A 17,442-nucleotide genomic window follows, 5' to 3' on the forward strand; every position below is an offset into this window, starting at 1 on the left:
CCCCCGGCAAAGATGTTCAATCAGACCGCAGCCAGCGCGTCCACCAGACGACCGGCACCGTGGCGATAGGGATCCACCGCAGGCAGGCCCATGCGGCCCTCAACTTCCTTCAGATAGGCCACCGCTTCCTCCTCACCCAGATGCTGGGTGTTCACGGAAATGCCGACAATCTTGCAGTCCTTGTTGGCTCGTTGCGCCAGCGGCAGGGCCACATCGCGCAGCTCCTCCAGCGAGGGCACATCATAATCGGGCAGACCGCGCATATGAGTGCGGGTCGGCTCGTGACACAGGATCAACGCGTCGGGCTGGCCGCCATGCACCAGTGCCATGGTCACACCGGAATAGGACACGTGGAACAACGATCCCTGACCCTCGATGAGATCCCAGTGGTCGTCATCATTGTCGGGGGTGAGGTACTCGATGGAGCCAGCCATAAAGTCAGCGATCACCGCATCCAAAGGCACACCGTCGCCGGTGATCAGAATGCCGGTCTGTCCGGTGGCGCGGAAGGTGGATTTGATACCGCGCGCCTGCATCTCTGCGTCCATTGCCAGTGCGGTGTACATTTTGCCGACCGAACAATCGGTACCCACCGCGAGGCACCGCTTGCCGCGACGCTTGACGCCATCGGCGATCGGATACTGCACTGAAGGCACCCGCACATCATGCAAGGTGCGCCCGGTTGCTTCGGCCACGGCGGCCAAATCCGGCTCGTCGCGCAAGAGGTTGTGCAGCCCGGAGGCAAGGTCAAAGCCCTCTTCCAGCGCCTGCACCAGCACTTTTTTCCATTCCTGACTGATCTTGCCGCCTCGGTTGGCAACACCGATCACCAGCGTTTTGGCCCCGGCGGCCTTGGCCTCTGCCAGCGTCATCTCGGTGAGGCCGAGGTTCGCACCGCAGCCGGGCAGGCTGATCTGGCCAACTGCATGGTCGGGGCGCCAGTCGCGGATGCCAATGGCAACCTTGGCGGCCAGCATGTCGGGCGCATCGCCGAGGAACAGGAGATAAGGGGTCTCGATCATATCCAGCGTCCTTTTTTGGAATTCGTCAGAGTTCAAGGTAGCTTGCGGCAATCGCGCTGCAACTTCCTGTCTAATTTGCCAGTGCAGCAGGCCTTCGAGGTGAATTCTTCGAGCAATAGGTGAATTCTTCGAAGATATTCCCACCCTACGCCAGAATACGCGTGAGATGACGCGGATCGCGTAGAAAGACTATGCAAGCGCGGCATCATTGAGATGCTGCAACTGCAAATAAGACTTGCCATTGTGTAAGCAACGAAATACCAAAACATGAACCAATTTTGGAATTTATGAACCTGGAGAGACCAGAGATGAGCTTTCGCCTTCAGCCCACGCCCCCGGCCCGCCCCAACCGCTGCCAGCTGTTCGGCCCCGGCTCCAACACGAAACTCTTTGCCAAAATGGCCGCCTCTGCGGCGGATGTGATCAACCTCGATCTCGAAGATTCCGTGGCCCCCTCAGACAAGGATCAGGCCCGCGCCAATGTGATCGAGGCGATCAATACGGTCGACTGGGGCCGCAAGACCCTGAGCGTGCGCATCAACGGGCTGGATACGCCCTATTGGTACCGCGACGTCGTGGACCTGCTGGAGCAGGCGGGCGAACGGCTTGATCAGATCATGATCCCCAAGGTGGGCTGCGCCGAGGATGTCTATGCGGTGGACGCGCTGGTGACGGCGATCGAGCGTGCCAAGGGCCGTCAAAAGCCGATCAGCTTTGAGGTCATTATCGAATCTGCCGCAGGTATCGCCCATGTCGAGGCCATCGCGGCCAGCAGCCCGCGCCTGCAGGCCATGAGCCTTGGCGCTGCGGATTTTGCCGCCTCCATGGGGATGCAGACCACTGGCATCGGTGGCACGCAGGAAAACTATTATATGCTCCGCGAAGGCACCAAACATTGGTCCGATCCGTGGCACTGGGCGCAAGCCGCCATTGTCGCCGCCTGTCGCACCCATGGCGTGCTGCCGGTGGATGGCCCCTTTGGCGATTTCTCCGATGACGAGGGCTATATCGCGCAGGCCAAACGCTCCGCGACGCTGGGCATGGTCGGCAAATGGGCGATCCACCCCAAACAGATCGCCCTGGCCAATCAGGTTTTCACCCCCTCCGATGAGGCCGTCGCCGAGGCGCGCGACATTCTCGCCGCCATGGAAGAGGCCAAAGCCAGCGGTGCGGGCGCAACCGTCTACAAGGGTCGTTTGGTCGACATCGCCTCGATCAAACAGGCCGAGGTCATCGTGGCGCAGTCCGAACTTATCGCCAAAAGCGGCTGAAGCGCGGCGATCGCGCTGCCGCTCCCACGTCGAGCGGACAACGTCTCGGCGCGCGAGGCAGAGCCTTTCTTCCTCGCGCTATCTTCCCGCACCGGGCGAGATTGTCCACATCTCACAGTCCAAACCCCGCATCTGACCGCAGCGCGCAACGTGTGCCTGCCGGGTCGTGGAACTCTGCAGTGGTGCCCCAGCTGTGGTGGTGCAGCGTGACCTTCACACCACGCCGCCGCAGCTCTTCACAGCGGGCGACCACGTCAGCCACGTTAAAGCGTAGTTTGAGCGGCAGCCCGCTCTCACGCGGACCTGCGGCCTCTTCCGGTTCGATCATCAGGTAGGCTCCCCCCAGGTCAAAGGTGCTCAGGGTCTCTCCCGGGCGATCTATCCTGTGGAGCAATGTCAGCCCCAAGACTTCACCGTAGAAAACGATGCAGGCCTCATAGTGGGGGGTGAACAGAATGATACCCGCTTGTGTGAAGTCCATGTCGGTCGTTCTCCTGCATGAGGACGTTGCGGGGATCTTGCGGTCTCAAGTGGGGTTGAGCTCAAGCGTTTATTGCAGCCCAGACAATGCGCGACTGTGAGGTTTCGAGATGGGTGGGAGGGGAGCGCTCCCGCCCCTTTGCGGATCAGGGTAAACCTGACCCAAAAGCGTTGGGCCAAGCCGGGGCCGCGCCGAAGGCGCGGCCCCGGCCCTGCGGCGTCGCGCGCAGCGCGGCGCAAACCCTCCAGGCCGGCCTTGTCGGCAGCAGAACAACCGGCGGTCCCAGTGAAGGGGCGCCGTGTCAGTGTTGCTGTGTGCGAGATCCTCGGATTGGCTGGGGATCTGATATGTCAGGACGATAAGGGGCGGCGCCGCCAGATCGGAGATGGACGGGTGTATCCACCCGCGCGCTAAACGTTGTCTCTGCACGCCTCCCGTCAGGGAGAGCCGGTTCCTAGGTGACCGGGATGTCAGGCCCGGTCGATGATCGCGATCACCTGAGATCCTAGCGAGAGATCAAGAAGATTTCGCTGAGGCGGCGTGCGCAGGGTATGCAACACCCATGGTGCTCGCTGCGACCGGATCAGGCGCGCTGGTCCTTGGGCGATCCCATCACAACGTAGGTCGTGATCGCGGTCACAAAGGGCGAGGTGCCGAGGATTTCGGTGTGGAACTGTTTGTAGCTCTTGAGGTCGGCGCATTCGACGCGCAGCAGATACTCGATGGTGCCGGTGATATTGTGGCACTCCACCACCTCCGGCGCATTGCGCATTGCGCGTTCAAAGGCCTCCTGTGCCTCCTTGGTGTGCTCGCCCAGGCCCACACCAATATAGGTGACAAACCCCACGCCCATGGCCTGCGGGTCCAGCACTGCGCGGTAGCCTGTGATGACCCCATCGCGTTCCAGCTCCTGCACGCGGCGCAGGCAGGCGGAGGGCGACAGGCCCACACGCTCCGCCAGCTCCAGGTTCGAGAGGCGTCCGTCGCTGGTGAGTTCACGCAATATATGCTGGTTTATTCGGTCTGATTTCGCCATTTGTTGTGTAAATACGCGATAACGGTGCAAGTTTGCAATTTCATTTGTACGGTCTCGCGGCAAAGTATTGCGCATGATGACCTATGACCTTGTTGCCGCACTTGCGCTCTTCGCCTTTGTCTCCTCGATCACACCGGGGCCGAACAACCTGATGCTGATGGCGTCCGGTGCCAATTTCGGCTTTCGCCGCACCATCCCGCATATGCTGGGGGTGGCGCTGGGGTTCGTGTTCATGGTGCTGTTGGTGGGGGCAGGGCTGGTGCAGGTCTTTGACGCCTATCCGGTGAGCTACACGGTGCTGAAGGTCGGCTCCGTTATCTATCTGCTCTATCTGGCGTGGAAGATCGCCAACGCAGGGGCGGCCAAGACCGGGACGGACGGTGATGTGGGCACCCCGATGACCTTCCTGCAGGCGGCGGCCTTCCAGTGGGTCAATCCAAAGGCCTGGGCGATGGCCCTGACGGCGATCAGCGCCTACACGCCGGATCATACGCTCTGGGCGATCCTGCTTGTTGGCGTGATCTTTGGAGCGATCAACTTGCCATCGGTGGGGTCCTGGACGGTGCTGGGCCAGCAAATGGCGCGGTTTCTGACCAGCCCGCGACGGTTGATGGCCTTCAACTGGACCATGGCCGTCTTGCTGGTGGGCTCGCTCTATCCGGTGATCTGGCCGCACTGATCCCCTGCGGACCCAGAAACGCACATCGGGTTGTGGCGCGCAAAACCCCCATCGAGGGGCCTTTGCGCGCCCTTTTTTGGCGGGGCCGAAAAAGGCTGGCGCTCTATTTCAGCGGCAGCACGATTTCGGTGAGAAGGTCTTCGGGGGCGGTGCTGCGCGGATCGTTCAGATAAATCTCGTAGCAGGGTCCATCCGCCGGGGTTTCGCCGGATTGCGGAAGCCAGCCGCCAAACAGGCTGTCATAGGCCGCAGAAAGCCCGACATATGGCCCCTTGAAGGTGAGGATGGCCGACTTGCCACCGGGTAAGTCAAACGGCTCCAGACCCTCGGGGGTGGTGTCGGCGCGATACTCAGCCCCGGCGTAGCTGCGCAGTTCGGCATCCGGCACCGCGCCGGGCATGTCGAGATAGACGCCGATGACGGGGCCAAGATCGGGCCAGAGATTGCGGGCGGTGGCCAGGGCCGAGAACTGTTCGAACGCCCGGCCAATTTCGGGGTAGGGCCCGCGATGGGGGGTCGTGATGAGGTGGCGCGCAGGTTCGCTGCGCAGGGTAACATCATACATAAAAAGCTCCTTTGGATCGCGAAGCGCGGCAGGGGGCAGGTTCAGCCCGGCCGTGCGAAAGGCCCCCGGCGCCTGGCCGTAGGCTGCGGTGAAGGCCCGCGAGAAGGAATAGCGGTTGGGATAGCCCACGGTGGCGGCGATGTCCTCGATGGAGGTCTGCGACGTCACCAGCGCCACGGCGGCGCGGTGCAGCCGGATGCGGCGCACCGATTGGCCGCAGGTCTCGCCGGTGAGGGCGCGAAACACCCGGTGCCAGTGAAACCGCGACATCGCCGCCACATCGGCCAGCCGATCAAGGCTGAGGTCGCCCGCCGGATTGTTGTGGATGTAGTCCAGCACCCGCCGGATGCGATCCTCGTAGTCTGTGGCCATCCGCCTGTCCTTCTCTGTGGTGCCATTGCCGTGATGCCAGAGAGCCGCGTGACAAATCTTGCTGAGTTTGCCCCTGCGGCCGCAGCGGCACGCATTTCAGCAGCCAGACGGGCGGCGGTGGTCTGCCTCCTCCGTCGCGCAAAGCGCTGGATGTGACACGGAGAGTTGCATCGGACGCAGGGTAAGTCCATATAACGGATAAACCGTGACAGTAGAGACAGTATGACCCAGTATCTGGAATTCGAAAAACCCCTGGCCGAAATCGAAGGCAAGGCGGAAGAGCTGCGTGCGATGGCACGCACCAACGAAGAAATGGATGTGGATGACGAAGCCGCCGCGCTGGACAAGAAAGCCGCGCAGCTGCTGACGGATCTCTACTCGGATCTGACCGCATGGCGCAAATGCCAGGTGGCACGTCACCCGGAGCGCCCGCACTGCAAGGACTATGTGGAAAAGCTCTTTACCGAGTACACGCCGCTGGCCGGCGACCGGAATTTTGCCGATGACCTTGCGGTCATGGGTGGGCTTGCGCGCTTTAACGACCAGCCGGTTGTGGTGATCGGGCACGAGAAGGGCTCTGACACCAAATCGCGCATCACCCATAACTTTGGCATGGCGCGCCCCGAAGGCTATCGCAAGGCGGTGCGGCTGATGGAGATGGCTGGCCGCTTTGGCCTGCCGGTGATCACTTTGGTGGACACCACCGGGGCCTATCCGGGCAAGGGCGCGGAAGAGCGCGGCCAGTCCGAGGCGATTGCACGCTCGACACAGATGAGCCTCAAGATTGGCGTGCCGGTGATTTCGGTGATCATCGGTGAGGGTGGCTCTGGTGGCGCCGTGGCCTTTGCCACTGCAAACCGCGTCGCGATGCTGGAACATTCGGTCTATTCCGTGATCTCGCCGGAGGGCTGTGCCTCGATCCTGTGGAAAGATGCGGAGAAAATGCGCGAGGCCGCGGAAGCGCTGCGCCTGACCGCGCAGCACCTGAAGACGCTCGAAGTGGTTGACCGCGTGATCCCGGAGCCGCTGGGCGGCGCGCACCGCGATCCCGAGGCCAGCTACCGCGCCGTCGGGGCAGCCATCACCGAGATGCTGGCCGAGATGAAAGACATGGATGCCAAGGCGCTGATCTCGGATCGCCGCCAGAAATTCCTCGATATCGGATCCAAGGGGCTGGCAGCCTAGGCAGCGACCTCCGGAAAAAGATCCCGAAGCCCTCGCCGAATGGTGGGGGCTTTTTGCTGTCATGGGGTGGCATGAGGCGCGGATCTGGCCCGAAGCCCTGTTGCCGGAGCGATGCAGGGTGAAATAAGGTGTGCCTGTCACAGGTCCTTAACCGCCCTGTCATCATTTGGTGGCGAAGCTGGAGAACAGTTGCGGCACAGCGTGATCTGAGCCATAAGACCAATAAATATGTTTGCGATAACATGAGCCGCTGCGCTGGTCTGTCCGCCAGTGGCCCTGTCGCGCGAACTGATATGAGACACCGCCGTTTTGAACACGGACAGCCGGAGGATAGAGATCCCATGAAACGCACGCGCAACGTCAAGATCGTGGCCACACTCGGCCCTGCGTCCGAGACCTACGAGACCATTCGTGCGCTGCATGAAGCGGGCGCGGATGTTTTCCGCCTCAATATGTCTCACGGCAGCCACGAAGAAATCGCCTCCAAGCACAAGATCATCCGCCAGGTGGAGGCCGATCTGGACTCGACCATCGCGATTTTGGCCGACCTGCAGGGGCCGAAACTGCGCGTTGGCGTGTTTGCCAGCGGTTCGGAAGAACTGGAAGAAGGGGCGAAATTCCGTCTCGACCTGGATCCGGCCGAGGGGGATATCAACCGCGTGTGCCTGCCACATCCGGAAATTTTCCAGGCGCTGGAAGCCGGGGCTTCGCTGCTGGTGAACGACGGCAAAATTCGCCTCAAGGTCGAAGACTGCGGTGAGGATTTCGCCAACTGCGTGGTCACCACGGGTGGCACGATCTCCAACCGCAAGGGCGTGAACGTGCCGGATGTGATCCTGCCGCTGGCTGCCTTGTCGGAGAAGGATCGGGCGGATCTGGAATTCGTCTGTGCGCTGGGCGTTGACTGGCTGGCGCTGTCCTTCGTGCAACGCGCAAAGGATGTCTTCGAGGCCCGCACCCTGGCAGATGGCCGCGCGGCGATTCTGTCGAAGATCGAAAAACCGGCTGCGGTCGACAATTTTGTCGAGATTCTGGACGCGTCTGACGGGATCATGGTTGCCCGTGGCGATCTAGGTGTCGAACTGCCGGTGTCGCATGTGCCGCCGATCCAGAAGCGCCTGGTGCGCAAGAGCCGTGCCGCCGCAAAGCCGGTGATCGTGGCAACACAGATGCTGGAAAGCATGATCGAGAGCCCGATGCCGACCCGCGCCGAGGTCTCTGACGTGGCCACCGCGATCTATGAAGGCACGGATGCCATCATGCTGAGTGCGGAATCTGCGGCCGGTCAGTATCCGATCGAAGCGGTGCAGACGATGGACAAGGTGGCCACCGAGGTGGAGCAGGATCCGACCTATCGCGAGATCATTGCTGCCTCTCGTACATCGAAGGGCGACACCATCGCGGATGGCATCGTGGCCGCGGCTCGCGAGATCGCGGAAAAAACCGAGATCAAGGCGATCTGCTGTTTCACCCAGTCCGGGACCACTGCACTGCTGACTGCGCGGGAGCGGCCCTATGTGCCGATTCTTGCGCTGACGCCGCTGGCCAACACCGCCCGCCGTCTTTGCCTCAGCTGGGGGTGCAACTGCGTCATCACCGCCAAGGTCGATCGGTTCAAGGGGGCTGTGGTGTCCGCCGCGCGGGCGGCGCGGTCGGGCGGGTTCGCGGGTGAGACCGATCAGGTGGTTGTGACCGCCGGTGTGCCTTTCAACGTGCCGGGCACCACCAACATCCTGCGGATCGCGCCCTGTGATGAACGCCTGATTTACAACACCGACCCGGAATAATAGGCTACCCTTCGTGTAGTGAAGGGTGCTGGTAGATATGGATGCGGATGCATTTCTGGTGATTGGGCTGGTTCTTGCCTGGCTTGGAGTGCCCGCGGCCGTTTCCGCATATGCGCATCGCCGCAGCCCTGTGATGGCTGTGGCGTTGTTGCTTTCGGGGGGCGGGTGTATCGCCTGGGCGGCATTGACCCACCCCGATGGATATAGGCTTACGGATGTGCCGGATGTGTTTTTCCGGGTCATCGGCCAACTTCTCTGACCGAATCTGCTTGCCCTTTCGGGCGAGCTGCCGTAACAGGCACCCCTGTTCGCGCGACCGGCCAAAGTGGCATGCCGAGTCGCGTGTGTAGCGAACCTACTTAAAAGGAGACGGAAATGCCCAAGATGAAGACAAAGTCGAGCGCCAAGAAGCGCTTCAAAGTGACCGCGACCGGCAAGGTCCTGGCCGCGCAGGCCGGCAAGCAGCACGGCATGATCAAGCGCAGCAACAAGTTCATTCGCGACGCGCGTGGAACCTCCACTCTGTCCGCACCGGACGCAAAGACCGTCAAGGGCTACATGCCCTACGACCGCTAAGAGGAGTTCTGAGATATGTCCCGCGTTAAAGGTGGTACCGTCACTCACGCCCGTCACAAGAAGGTTATCAAGGCAGCCAAAGGTTATTATGGCCGCCGCAAGAATACCTTCAAGGTCGCCCGTCAGGCCGTCGACAAGGCAAATCAATACGCAACCCGCGACCGTAAGAACCGCAAGCGCAATTTCCGCGCACTGTGGATCCAGCGGATCAACGCGGCTGTGCGCAGCCACGACGAGGCACTGACCTACTCCCGCTTCATCAACGGCCTGACCCTGGCCGGTATCGAAGTGGACCGGAAGGTTCTCGCAGACCTCGCCGTGCACGAGCCCGAAGCATTCGGTGCAATCGTGCGTCAGGCACAGGACGCGCTGGCCGCCTGATTTCAGGTTGAGCTGAGCTGATTTAGACCCGCCGGAGCGATCCGGCGGGTTTTTCTATGCGCGGTGCGCTCGCGATGCGGATGTGATCGGGGGAGCAGCGGTGAGCCGTTCGTGGCTTGTCTCCGCAGGCCTATTCGGGTTGGGAGGCGCCACGGCGCTTGAACAGGCCGATCAGGGCGAGGCCGCCAATCGGCCAGAGGGACCAGAGCGCCCCTTGCCAGCTGAACAGGTTCACACAGAACAGAAATGCAGCGATGGTCCACATTTTCAGAGGCGCGCCCAGAAACTCTGACCGGCCCACAATCCTGTGCCCGTCGCGCAGGGCAATCACCGCAAACAGGGCCAGCATTGGCCAATGTGCCCAGATGCCGCGACCGGTGATCAGGTCGAGCACAAGCAGCCCCGCGGCCACCATGCCCAGGCCACGGCTTGTGCCATCCAGCGGCAGGCGTCGTCCGCACAGTTTGTCGAGGCCGCGCAGGGGGGCGGCCTGCGCTGAGCTTTGGTCTGGGCTGTCGGGCTCTGCGAAATCACGTTTGGGCGCACCGGAAAAGGGATCCGGTTCCTGCCAGACCTGCGCGGTGCGGCTGTGGCGTGGTGCGCCGAGCGAGATGCGATAGACGGGAATGTCTTCGGTCAGATTGCGCGGACGGCGGTCGCCGAGATACTCAAAGCCGATGGTGAGTTTGTTTTTGACGTGGTCGTAGACCTGCTGCGTGATCAAAACGCCGCCGGGCTCTGCCATGGTTTGCAGGCGGGCGGCGAGGTTGACGCCTTCGCCAATCAGGTCGTCACCGTCGCAGATCACATCACCGAGGTTGACGCCGATACGGAACGACAGGGCGCTGTCCTTGGCGGCCAGTTCCTGCTGCACCTCAATGGCGCATTGCACCGCCTCGACCACCGAGGGAAAATCCGCGATCAGCCCGTCGCCGGCGGTATTGGCCACCCGGCCGCCGTGGCGCTCGATCAGTTTGAAGAACACATCCCTTGCGGCTTGCAGCTCGGTAAAGGTACCAACCTCATCCGCTGTCATGGCCGTGCTGAACTGTTCTGCATCCGCAGCGAGAATCGTCGTCAGCTTTCGGGTGATCCGGTCACGCATCAGGTTGGGCCTAGGATAAGGAGTCGCCTTAAAGTGGGCCTTTGAGGGCTGGCTTGCAAGAGGCATGAATTGCTCTTGTTGACGCAGGGTGACATCAGGCCACAGCGATCCACCGGTCGATACAGGCGCGTCCCTGTGACCGGGAGGACAGGGCAGGGGCCTTGTGGAGGCTACGGGCGGCGCAGGTGCTTGCTTTCGACGCCTCGTGTGGTAGCAGGACATCAAAGCGAGACGTGAGGGGCCGTCATGGACGATCTTAAAGAAAAATACCTCGGCCAGATCGCCGAAGCCGCAGATGAAAACGCGCTGGAGGCCGTGCGCCTTGCGGCTGTCGGCAAGAAGGGCGAAGTGGCCCTGAAGATGCGCGAGCTGGGCAAGATGACGCCGGAGGAACGCCAGGTGGCGGGCCCGGCGCTGAACGCGCTGAAAGACGAGATCAACTCGGCGCTGGCCGCCAAGAAGGCCGCCTTGGGCGATGCGGCGCTGGATGAGCGTCTGCGCTCCGAATGGCTCGATGTGACGCTGCCGACGCGCCCGCGCGGCCAGGGCTCGATCCACCCGATATCGCAGGCCTCCGAGGAGCTGACCGCGATCTTTGCCGAAATGGGCTTTTCCGTTGCCGAAGGGCCGCGGGTGGACACCGACTGGTACAACTTCGACGCGCTGAACATCCCCGGTCACCACCCCGCCCGTGCCGAGATGGACACCTTCTACATGCACCGTGCCGAGGGCGATGATCGCCCGCCGCATGTGCTGCGCACCCACACCAGCCCGGTGCAGATCCGTTCGATGGAGAAGATGGGCGCGCCGCTGCGCATCATCTGTCCGGGCGGCGTCTATCGCGCCGACTACGACCAGACCCACACGCCGATGTTCCATCAGGTCGAGGGGCTTGCGCTGGATGAGAACATCTCGATGGCCAACCTCAAGTGGGTGCTGGAGGAGTTCGTCAAAAGCTTCTTCGAGGTGGAGAGCGTCGATCTGCGCTTCCGCGCCTCGCATTTCCCCTTCACCGAGCCGTCGGCCGAAGTCGACATTCGCTGCAGCTGGGACAATGGTCAGCTGAAGATCGGCGAGGGCGACGACTGGATGGAGATCCTCGGCTCCGGCATGGTGCACCCGAAGGTGATTGCCGCCGGTGGCATCGACCCCGAAAAGTACCAGGGCTTTGCCTTTGGCATCGGTATCGACCGTCTGGCGATGCTGAAATACGGCATCCCAGACCTGCGCGCCTTCTTCGACAGCGACCTGCGTTGGTTGCGCCACTACGGCTTCAGCTGCCTTGACGTGCCGACGCTGCACGGGGGCCTGAGCCGCTAAAGGCTGCATCCGGCTTACATTGCATTTCTGAACAACCCGCCTCTTGCAGGCGGGTTTTCTATTTGGGCTGATCGGGTGGCTTGGCTCATTTGCGAGGAGCTATTGTTGCCGTCGACCAATATCAGACCGCTTGCAATCATCTCCTGCGTCGCTAGCTTCCGCACCGGACCCCAAAAGCCGGAGAACACACATGCTCTTTGACCGCGACCACCAACATGGCGGCCTTGCCAAGCGCCGCCGCTATGCCCGGTTCGAGATCGCCTATACGCTGGCGGATTTCGGCGCCGCCTTCAGCTTTGTGATCGGCTCTATCTTCTTTTTCTCCGAGCGGCTGATGACCGCAGGCACCTGGCTGTTCCTCATCGGCTCGATCCTCTTTGCCGCCAAGCCCAGCATTCGCCTGATCCGAGAGATCAAGCTCGCGGCCATGGGCGAGGATGAGGAGCTCGCGGAGCGCTATGAGCGATAAGCCTCCCACAAACATGTGAGATGACAGGGGCGCTGCGATGGCTAGGCTCCCGATTATGCTGCGCCTTGTTCTCTGTGCTCTCGCCCTCCTGTCCCTTGCGCCGACGCTGCACGCCGAGATGGCGGCCGAGCGCTGCCATCTTGATGTGCCCTGCACGCTGGGTGAGCGCTCTTATCACGTCATGGAGCCCGACGGTTGGGATGGCGAGGCGCCGCTGGTGGTGCTGATGCATTTTCACGGCTGGGCGCGCACCGGGGTGCATGCGCAAAACAGTGACCGGATCGGTGCCTCCACCCGGCGGCGGAGCGTGTTGCTGGTCACCCCGAACGGGCGGCGCAAAACCTGGGATTTCTGGCGCGCGGGCAGCGAAGATGTGGGCTTTGCTGATCGGGTGCTGGCGGATGTCCTGGCGCGCTATCCGGTGGATGCGCAGCAGATCTATGTCTCTGGGTATTCCTATGGGGCGGCGATGGCCTGGCGCTATGCCTGCGAGAGCGGTGATGACCTTGCGGCGCTGCTTGCGGTCGCCGGCAGTATCGACCAGCGCGAGACCTGCGCCGAGGCGCCGCCGGTGGTGCGCCATGTGCATGGGCTGTCCGATACGGTGATGGATTTCCCAATGGGGCCGGGCGGGGACTCCACCTATCCGGTGGCGCTTTGGCGGGCCCGGCTGGGCTGTGCTGCCGGGCTGGGGCAGGGCAATTGGCAACTGCGCAGCTTCCTCACCTTTACGCGTACCAGTTGGGCCTGCGCCAAGGGGGCGGTGACGCTGGATCTGCATCCGGGCGGGCATTTTGTGCCGCATGGCTGGATCGGTCGGCAGCTGGACGAGCTGATGGGGCGTGCTCCGTCCTACCCCTGAGGGCTGTCGCGATGGTGGGCAGGAGCCGCCTGTCGGCAGGGTATCCGCTTGCGCGCGGCGACAATCGCGCCGCAGTTGCCGGTCATGGTCCCGCTCCGGTGCGCCAAGGCTTGAACCCGGGGGCAATCTTTGTCATTGCCATGGGCAAACCTGATGACTTTGCCAAAGGGCGCTGACCGATGAAATTCACTCTCTCCTGGCTCAAGGACCACCTCGACACCGACGCAAGCGTTGAGGAGATCACCGAGACCCTGACCGACCTCGGGCTGGAGGTCGAGGAGGTCGTGAACCCCGCCGACGCCCTCAAGGCCTTTACCCTGGCCAAGGTGGTGGGCGCCGAGCAGCATCCCGACGCGGACCGTCTGCGCGTCTGCCGGGTGATGACCGACGAGGGCGAAAAGCAGATCGTCTGCGGCGCGCCCAACGCACGCGAAGGCATCACCGTGGTGCTGTGCAAGCCGGGCGATTATGTGCCGGGGCTGGATTTCACCCTCTCCGTGGGCAAAATCCGCGGTGTTGAGAGCCATGGCATGATGGCATCGTGGAAAGAGCTGATGCTGGGCGAGGATCACGACGGCATCGTCGAGCTGCCCTCGGGTGAGGTTGGCGAGCGGCTGGTGGATTGGCTGGCGGAGAATGACGCCGCCAAGGTCGACCCGATGATCGAGATCGCGATCACCCCGAACCGTCCCGATGCGCTGGGTGTGTTCGGCATTGCCCGTGACCTTGCGGCGCGCGGTCTGGGCACGCTGAAGACCCGCGATTACATGCCCGTTGAGGGGCAGTACGACAGCCCGATCAAGGTCTCCATCGATGACGATACCCTGGATGGTTGCCCGCTGTTCACGGGCCGCATGATCCGTGGCGTTCAGAACGGCCCCTCGCCGAAATGGCTGCAGGATCGGCTGAATGCCATCGGCCTGCGTCCGATCTCGGCGCTGGTGGATATCACCAACTTCTTCACCTTCGACCAGAACCGGCCCCTGCACGTCTTTGATGCGGCAAAGGTCACCGGCAACCTGCGCATCCATCGGGCAGCGGGCGGCGAGGAGCTGCTGGCACTGGACGAGAAAACCTACACGATGCAGCCGGGCCAGATGGTCATCTCTGATGACAATGGTGCCGAGAGCATCGCAGGTATCATGGGCGGCGAAGAAACCGGCTGCACCGAGGAGACCGTGGATGTCTTCCTCGAAAGCGCGTTCTGGGATCACGTTCAGATCGCCACCACTGGCCGTGCGCTGAAGGTCAATTCCGATGCGCGCTACCGCTTCGAGCGTGGCGTCGACCCGGAGTACACCTACGAGGGGCTGGAGCGCGCAACGCAGATGATCCTCGATCTCTGCGGTGGCGAGCCGTCGAATGTGGTCGCTGCAGGCGATGTGCCGGATCATTCCCGCAGCTACCGGCTGAACGCCGAACGCGTGCAGTCGCTGGTGGGCATGGACATTCCCGAAAGCGAGCAGCGCCAGACCCTGACCCGGCTTGGTTTTCGCCTTGAGGGCAATATGGCACATGTGCCGAGCTGGCGCCCCGATGTGCAGGGCGAGGCGGATCTGGTCGAGGAAGTCGCCCGCATTGCTTCGCTGACCAAGCTCGAGGGTAAGCCGCTGCCGCGTCTGACCGCAGGCATCCCGGCGCCGGTGATGACGCCGCAGCAGCGCCGCCTGCAGATGGCGCGTCGCACCGCGGCCTCGCTCGGCTACAACGAGGTGGTGAGCTATACCTTCATCGACAAGGCCGCAGCGGGTCTGTTTGGCGGCGGCACCGACGCCACCATGCTGGCCAACCCGATCTCCTCGGAGATGTCGCATCTGCGCCCGGACCTGCTGCCCGGTCTGTTGCAGGCGGCAGCGCGCAATCAGGCGCGCGGGTTTGCCGATGTATCGCTGTTCGAGGTCGGACCTGCCTTCACCGGTGGCGAGCCGGGCGATGAGCGCATCCAGATCGCGGGCCTGCTGGTGAACCGCAACGGGCCCAAGGACGTGCATGGCGCGTCGCGCAACTGGGACGTCTATGATGCCAAGGCCGATGCCGAGGCGGTGCTGGCCGCGATCGGCGCACCGGCCAAGGTGCAGGTCCTGCGCAAGGGCGAGGCCTGGTGGCATCCGGGCCGTCATGGTCGCATCTGTCTGGGGCCGAAGAAAACGCTGGGCGTCTTTGGCGAGCTGCACCCCAAGGTACTGGCCGAACTGGGCATCAAGGGCACTGCCGTGGCCTTCACCATCTATCCGGACGAGATCCCTCTGCCGCGCAAATCCAGCGCCAGCCGCAGCGCGCTGGCGATCAGCGATCTGCAGGCGGTGGAGCGGGACTTTGCCTTTGTGGTGGATGCGGATGTGGAGGCGCTGACGCTGGTCAATGCCGCTGCCGGTGCCGACAAGGTGCTGATCAACGATGTGCGGGTCTTTGACGAGTTCATCGGCGGCGCGCTGGGCGAGGGCAAGAAATCTCTGGCCATCGCGGTGCGGCTGCAGCCGACGGACAAGACCCTGACCGAAAAGGATATCGAGGCGGTGAGCGAGAAGATCGTCACCAAGGTGACCAAGGCCACCGGCGGCACCCTGCGCGGTTGATCGCGCGCTTGCACGTCTAAATATATCGAAGCAACGCGCCCTGTTATGGGGCGCGTTTTTCGTTTTCGTCGTTCGTTTTGCGGGTGCGCGGGGCCAGCCCTTCGCGCGCGCTGCGCCATTTTGGGACAAGAGAAAGCCCGTCAGCTTTGATTGCTCAACGCTTCGGCCAGGTGATCGAACACCAGACGGATCTTGCGGCTGGTATGCACTTCGCGGTGGGTGGTGAGCCAGAACGGAAACCGCAGTATATCGACCCAGGGCAGGACCCGCTCGATGCCTGCAGTCTGTTCGGCGACCTTTGTGTACATCGGCGCGATGCCAAAGCCACTGCGGACCAGCTCCCAGGCGACCAGACCATTGCGGGAGCCGATGTGGAACTGCTCGGGGGTGATCTCCAGGTTCAGGCCTTGCGCATAGGCGATCATCTCGGCGTTGTCGCCAAATCCGACAAAGTCATGACCGGGCAGGTCCGCCGGTGCCTGCGGGCGGCCGCGCCGGTCGAGATAGCTGCTGGCGGCATAGAAATGCGCGTTACCCTCATGCACCAGCCGGGCGATCAGGTCGGGCTGGTCGGGGCGGACATGGCGAATGGCGATATCGGCCTCGCGTTTCATCAGGTCGCGGATGTCATTGGTGGCCACCATGTCGACCTTCAGGTTGGGCGCGATCCGGCGCAGGTGGTGCAGCACCGGCGGCAGCACATGGGCGGAGAGAATGTCGCTGGCGGTGATCCGCACCGTGCCCTCGATGGCGTTGGCCTGACCGCTGGCGGACAGGGTCAACGCGGTGGCAGCCTTGCCCATCTGGCGGCCCTGATCCAGCAACTGTTGTCCCGCCTGGGTAAGCACCAGCGCGCGGCCCACCCGTTCGAACAGCATCACGCCCAGCTCTGTCTCCAGCGCCGCGACCTGCCGTGACAGGGTGGGTTGGGTGAGGCCGAGACTGCGGGCGGCGGCGGAAAGAGACCCCTCTTCGGCGGTGGCGAGGAAGGCGCGGATGTGATTCCAATCGGGTGAGGGCGGGCTATCCATGCAAATATGTATATAATCCTTGCGTATTTCCGCAATTCTTATGGCATTCCCGCATGTGTATTTTGGCGGCAGCCGCAGGAGAGATGCCATGACCAATGAGGCCCAGTTCTGGGACAAGATCGCCGCCAAATATGCCGCCAGCCCGATCAAGGATGAGGCAGCCTATCAGATCACGCTGGAGCGCACGGCCAGCTATCTGCAACCGGATCAGGAGGCGCTGGAGTTGGGCTGTGGCACCGGCAACACGGCAGTGAAATTGGCGCCGCATCTGGGTCGGTTGGTGGCAACCGATCTGTCGCAGAAGATGCTCGACTTCGGCGCCCGGCGGGCGCGAGAGGCCGGGGTCACCAATCTAGAGCTGGTGCAGGCAGAGCCAATGACGGCGCCGGAGGGGCCGTTTGACGTGGTGCTGGCGTTCAATCTGTTTCACCTGCTGGGAGACCTGGACGCCAACCTGCATGCGGCTGCAATGCGGCTACGTCCCGGTGGGCTGTTCATTTCCAAGACGGTCTGCATGCAGGATATCCGCAGCCCCCTGAAGCGCCTGCTGATCCGCGGTATGATCCCATTGATGCGTCTTGTGGGCAAAGCACCGGACGTGGTGCATTTCATGTCGGTGGCCGATTGGCAGGCCCGGATCGAGGCCGCGGGCTTTGAGATCATCGAAACAGGCAGCTATCCGGTTGATCTGCCCAATCGTTTTGTTGTGGCGCGCAAGCGCTGA

Annotated in this window: 19 protein-coding genes; 13 read left to right on the forward strand and 6 right to left on the reverse strand. The window is 62.7% G+C overall.

What is annotated here, in order from left to right:
• Positions 1-20 precede the first annotated feature (20 nt).
• Positions 21-1,022 (reverse strand): N-acetyltransferase DgcN, encoded by a 1,002-nt coding sequence (gene dgcN, locus R1T40_RS18420; RefSeq protein WP_317385175.1) that lies wholly within the window; start codon positions 1,020-1,022, stop codon positions 21-23.
• A 308-nt stretch (positions 1,023-1,330) separates the two neighbouring features.
• On the opposite strand from dgcN, the gene R1T40_RS18425 reads away from it, so the two are divergent.
• Positions 1,331-2,293 carry an L-malyl-CoA/beta-methylmalyl-CoA lyase gene (locus tag R1T40_RS18425; protein WP_317385176.1) on the forward strand — a complete coding sequence of 321 codons (963 nt, stop codon included), beginning with the start codon at positions 1,331-1,333 and terminating at the stop codon, positions 2,291-2,293.
• A 112-nt stretch (positions 2,294-2,405) separates the two neighbouring features.
• Here the strand turns inward: R1T40_RS18425 and R1T40_RS18430 are convergent, their stop codons facing one another.
• Both R1T40_RS18430 and R1T40_RS18435 read right to left on the reverse strand, forming a co-directional pair.
• Positions 2,406-2,774 (reverse strand): VOC family protein, encoded by a 369-nt coding sequence (locus R1T40_RS18430; RefSeq protein ID WP_317385177.1) that lies wholly within the window; start codon positions 2,772-2,774, stop codon positions 2,406-2,408.
• A 583-nt stretch (positions 2,775-3,357) separates the two neighbouring features.
• On the reverse strand, positions 3,358-3,810 hold the full coding sequence (locus R1T40_RS18435; protein ID WP_106164172.1) for an Lrp/AsnC family transcriptional regulator: 453 nt from the start codon (positions 3,808-3,810) through the stop codon (positions 3,358-3,360).
• Positions 3,811-3,886: 76 nt separating this feature from the next.
• Here R1T40_RS18435 and R1T40_RS18440 point away from each other — a divergent pair, with 76 nt between their 5' ends.
• Positions 3,887-4,489 carry a LysE family translocator gene (locus tag R1T40_RS18440; RefSeq protein ID WP_317387002.1) on the forward strand — a complete coding sequence of 201 codons (603 nt, stop codon included), beginning with the start codon at positions 3,887-3,889 and terminating at the stop codon, positions 4,487-4,489.
• A 103-nt stretch (positions 4,490-4,592) separates the two neighbouring features.
• Here the strand turns inward: R1T40_RS18440 and R1T40_RS18445 are convergent, their stop codons facing one another.
• Complete coding sequence (locus R1T40_RS18445; RefSeq protein ID WP_317385178.1) at positions 4,593-5,426, reverse strand: AraC family transcriptional regulator; 834 nt, start codon at positions 5,424-5,426, stop codon at positions 4,593-4,595.
• A gap of 222 nt (positions 5,427-5,648) precedes the next feature.
• On the opposite strand from R1T40_RS18445, the gene R1T40_RS18450 reads away from it, so the two are divergent.
• From R1T40_RS18450 to rplT, 5 genes are all read left to right on the forward strand, one after another.
• Complete coding sequence (locus tag R1T40_RS18450) at positions 5,649-6,611, forward strand: acetyl-CoA carboxylase carboxyltransferase subunit alpha (RefSeq protein WP_106164174.1); 963 nt, start codon at positions 5,649-5,651, stop codon at positions 6,609-6,611.
• A gap of 341 nt (positions 6,612-6,952) precedes the next feature.
• Positions 6,953-8,398: a pyruvate kinase gene (gene pyk / locus R1T40_RS18455; protein ID WP_317385179.1), complete on the forward strand. Its 1,446-nt coding sequence runs from the start codon at positions 6,953-6,955 to the stop codon at positions 8,396-8,398.
• A gap of 37 nt (positions 8,399-8,435) precedes the next feature.
• Positions 8,436-8,657: a hypothetical protein gene (locus R1T40_RS18460; RefSeq protein ID WP_317385180.1), complete on the forward strand. Its 222-nt coding sequence runs from the start codon at positions 8,436-8,438 to the stop codon at positions 8,655-8,657.
• A 116-nt stretch (positions 8,658-8,773) separates the two neighbouring features.
• A complete protein-coding gene (gene rpmI / locus R1T40_RS18465) occupies positions 8,774-8,974 on the forward strand; it encodes a 50S ribosomal protein L35 (protein WP_106164177.1) in 201 nt (66 codons plus the stop codon).
• A 15-nt stretch (positions 8,975-8,989) separates the two neighbouring features.
• Positions 8,990-9,355 (forward strand): 50S ribosomal protein L20, encoded by a 366-nt coding sequence (rplT, locus tag R1T40_RS18470; protein WP_024088794.1) that lies wholly within the window; start codon positions 8,990-8,992, stop codon positions 9,353-9,355.
• A gap of 130 nt (positions 9,356-9,485) precedes the next feature.
• Here rplT and R1T40_RS18475 read toward each other — a convergent pair whose 3' ends face one another.
• On the reverse strand, positions 9,486-10,460 hold the full coding sequence (locus tag R1T40_RS18475; protein WP_317385181.1) for an adenylate/guanylate cyclase domain-containing protein: 975 nt from the start codon (positions 10,458-10,460) through the stop codon (positions 9,486-9,488).
• A 246-nt stretch (positions 10,461-10,706) separates the two neighbouring features.
• Between R1T40_RS18475 and pheS the strand changes: the two genes are divergently transcribed.
• The 5 genes from pheS to pheT all read left to right on the forward strand — a co-directional run bounded on the left by pheS (position 10,707) and on the right by pheT (position 15,687).
• Positions 10,707-11,780 carry a phenylalanine--tRNA ligase subunit alpha gene (gene pheS / locus R1T40_RS18480; protein ID WP_317385182.1) on the forward strand — a complete coding sequence of 358 codons (1,074 nt, stop codon included), beginning with the start codon at positions 10,707-10,709 and terminating at the stop codon, positions 11,778-11,780.
• A gap of 190 nt (positions 11,781-11,970) precedes the next feature.
• Positions 11,971-12,249, forward strand: coding sequence for a YrhK family protein (locus R1T40_RS18485; protein WP_106164180.1), 279 nt, complete (start codon positions 11,971-11,973; stop codon positions 12,247-12,249).
• A gap of 55 nt (positions 12,250-12,304) precedes the next feature.
• On the forward strand, positions 12,305-13,111 hold the full coding sequence (locus R1T40_RS18490; RefSeq protein WP_317385183.1) for an alpha/beta hydrolase family esterase: 807 nt from the start codon (positions 12,305-12,307) through the stop codon (positions 13,109-13,111).
• 11 nt (positions 13,112-13,122) lie between these two features.
• Positions 13,123-13,287: a hypothetical protein gene (locus tag R1T40_RS18495; RefSeq protein ID WP_317385184.1), complete on the forward strand. Its 165-nt coding sequence runs from the start codon at positions 13,123-13,125 to the stop codon at positions 13,285-13,287.
• A gap of 3 nt (positions 13,288-13,290) precedes the next feature.
• Positions 13,291-15,687, forward strand: coding sequence for a phenylalanine--tRNA ligase subunit beta (gene pheT / locus R1T40_RS18500; RefSeq protein ID WP_317385185.1), 2,397 nt, complete (start codon positions 13,291-13,293; stop codon positions 15,685-15,687).
• Positions 15,688-15,827: 140 nt separating this feature from the next.
• Here pheT and R1T40_RS18505 read toward each other — a convergent pair whose 3' ends face one another.
• Positions 15,828-16,718, reverse strand: a complete 891-nt coding sequence (locus R1T40_RS18505) for a LysR family transcriptional regulator (protein WP_106164182.1) — start codon at positions 16,716-16,718, stop codon at positions 15,828-15,830.
• 88 nt (positions 16,719-16,806) lie between these two features.
• Here R1T40_RS18505 and R1T40_RS18510 point away from each other — a divergent pair, with 88 nt between their 5' ends.
• On the forward strand, positions 16,807-17,442 hold the full coding sequence (locus R1T40_RS18510; protein ID WP_317385186.1) for a class I SAM-dependent methyltransferase: 636 nt from the start codon (positions 16,807-16,809) through the stop codon (positions 17,440-17,442).

Origin of the sequence: Tritonibacter scottomollicae (assembly GCF_032924845.1) — a bacterium.
GTDB lineage: Bacteria > Pseudomonadota > Alphaproteobacteria > Rhodobacterales > Rhodobacteraceae > Epibacterium > Epibacterium scottomollicae.

Excerpts from the sequence above, each read along its gene's own strand:
- dgcN (WP_317385175.1), bottom strand. The coding sequence starts at position 1,022 with ATGATCGAGACCCCTTATCTCCTGTTCCTCGGCGATGCGCCCGACATG.
- R1T40_RS18425 (WP_317385176.1), top strand. The coding sequence starts at position 1,331 with ATGAGCTTTCGCCTTCAGCCCACGCCCCCGGCCCGCCCCAACCGCTGC.
- R1T40_RS18430 (WP_317385177.1), bottom strand. The coding sequence starts at position 2,774 with ATGGACTTCACACAAGCGGGTATCATTCTGTTCACCCCCCACTATGAG.
- R1T40_RS18435 (WP_106164172.1), bottom strand. The coding sequence starts at position 3,810 with ATGGCGAAATCAGACCGAATAAACCAGCATATATTGCGTGAACTCACC.
- R1T40_RS18440 (WP_317387002.1), top strand. The coding sequence starts at position 3,887 with ATGACCTATGACCTTGTTGCCGCACTTGCGCTCTTCGCCTTTGTCTCC.
- R1T40_RS18445 (WP_317385178.1), bottom strand. The coding sequence starts at position 5,426 with ATGGCCACAGACTACGAGGATCGCATCCGGCGGGTGCTGGACTACATC.
- R1T40_RS18450 (WP_106164174.1), top strand. The coding sequence starts at position 5,649 with ATGACCCAGTATCTGGAATTCGAAAAACCCCTGGCCGAAATCGAAGGC.
- pyk (WP_317385179.1), top strand. The coding sequence starts at position 6,953 with ATGAAACGCACGCGCAACGTCAAGATCGTGGCCACACTCGGCCCTGCG.
- R1T40_RS18460 (WP_317385180.1), top strand. The coding sequence starts at position 8,436 with ATGGATGCGGATGCATTTCTGGTGATTGGGCTGGTTCTTGCCTGGCTT.
- rpmI (WP_106164177.1), top strand. The coding sequence starts at position 8,774 with ATGCCCAAGATGAAGACAAAGTCGAGCGCCAAGAAGCGCTTCAAAGTG.
- rplT (WP_024088794.1), top strand. The coding sequence starts at position 8,990 with ATGTCCCGCGTTAAAGGTGGTACCGTCACTCACGCCCGTCACAAGAAG.
- R1T40_RS18475 (WP_317385181.1), bottom strand. The coding sequence starts at position 10,460 with ATGCGTGACCGGATCACCCGAAAGCTGACGACGATTCTCGCTGCGGAT.
- pheS (WP_317385182.1), top strand. The coding sequence starts at position 10,707 with ATGGACGATCTTAAAGAAAAATACCTCGGCCAGATCGCCGAAGCCGCA.
- R1T40_RS18485 (WP_106164180.1), top strand. The coding sequence starts at position 11,971 with ATGCTCTTTGACCGCGACCACCAACATGGCGGCCTTGCCAAGCGCCGC.
- R1T40_RS18490 (WP_317385183.1), top strand. The coding sequence starts at position 12,305 with ATGCTGCGCCTTGTTCTCTGTGCTCTCGCCCTCCTGTCCCTTGCGCCG.
- R1T40_RS18495 (WP_317385184.1), top strand. The coding sequence starts at position 13,123 with ATGGTGGGCAGGAGCCGCCTGTCGGCAGGGTATCCGCTTGCGCGCGGC.
- pheT (WP_317385185.1), top strand. The coding sequence starts at position 13,291 with ATGAAATTCACTCTCTCCTGGCTCAAGGACCACCTCGACACCGACGCA.
- R1T40_RS18505 (WP_106164182.1), bottom strand. The coding sequence starts at position 16,718 with ATGGATAGCCCGCCCTCACCCGATTGGAATCACATCCGCGCCTTCCTC.
- R1T40_RS18510 (WP_317385186.1), top strand. The coding sequence starts at position 16,807 with ATGACCAATGAGGCCCAGTTCTGGGACAAGATCGCCGCCAAATATGCC.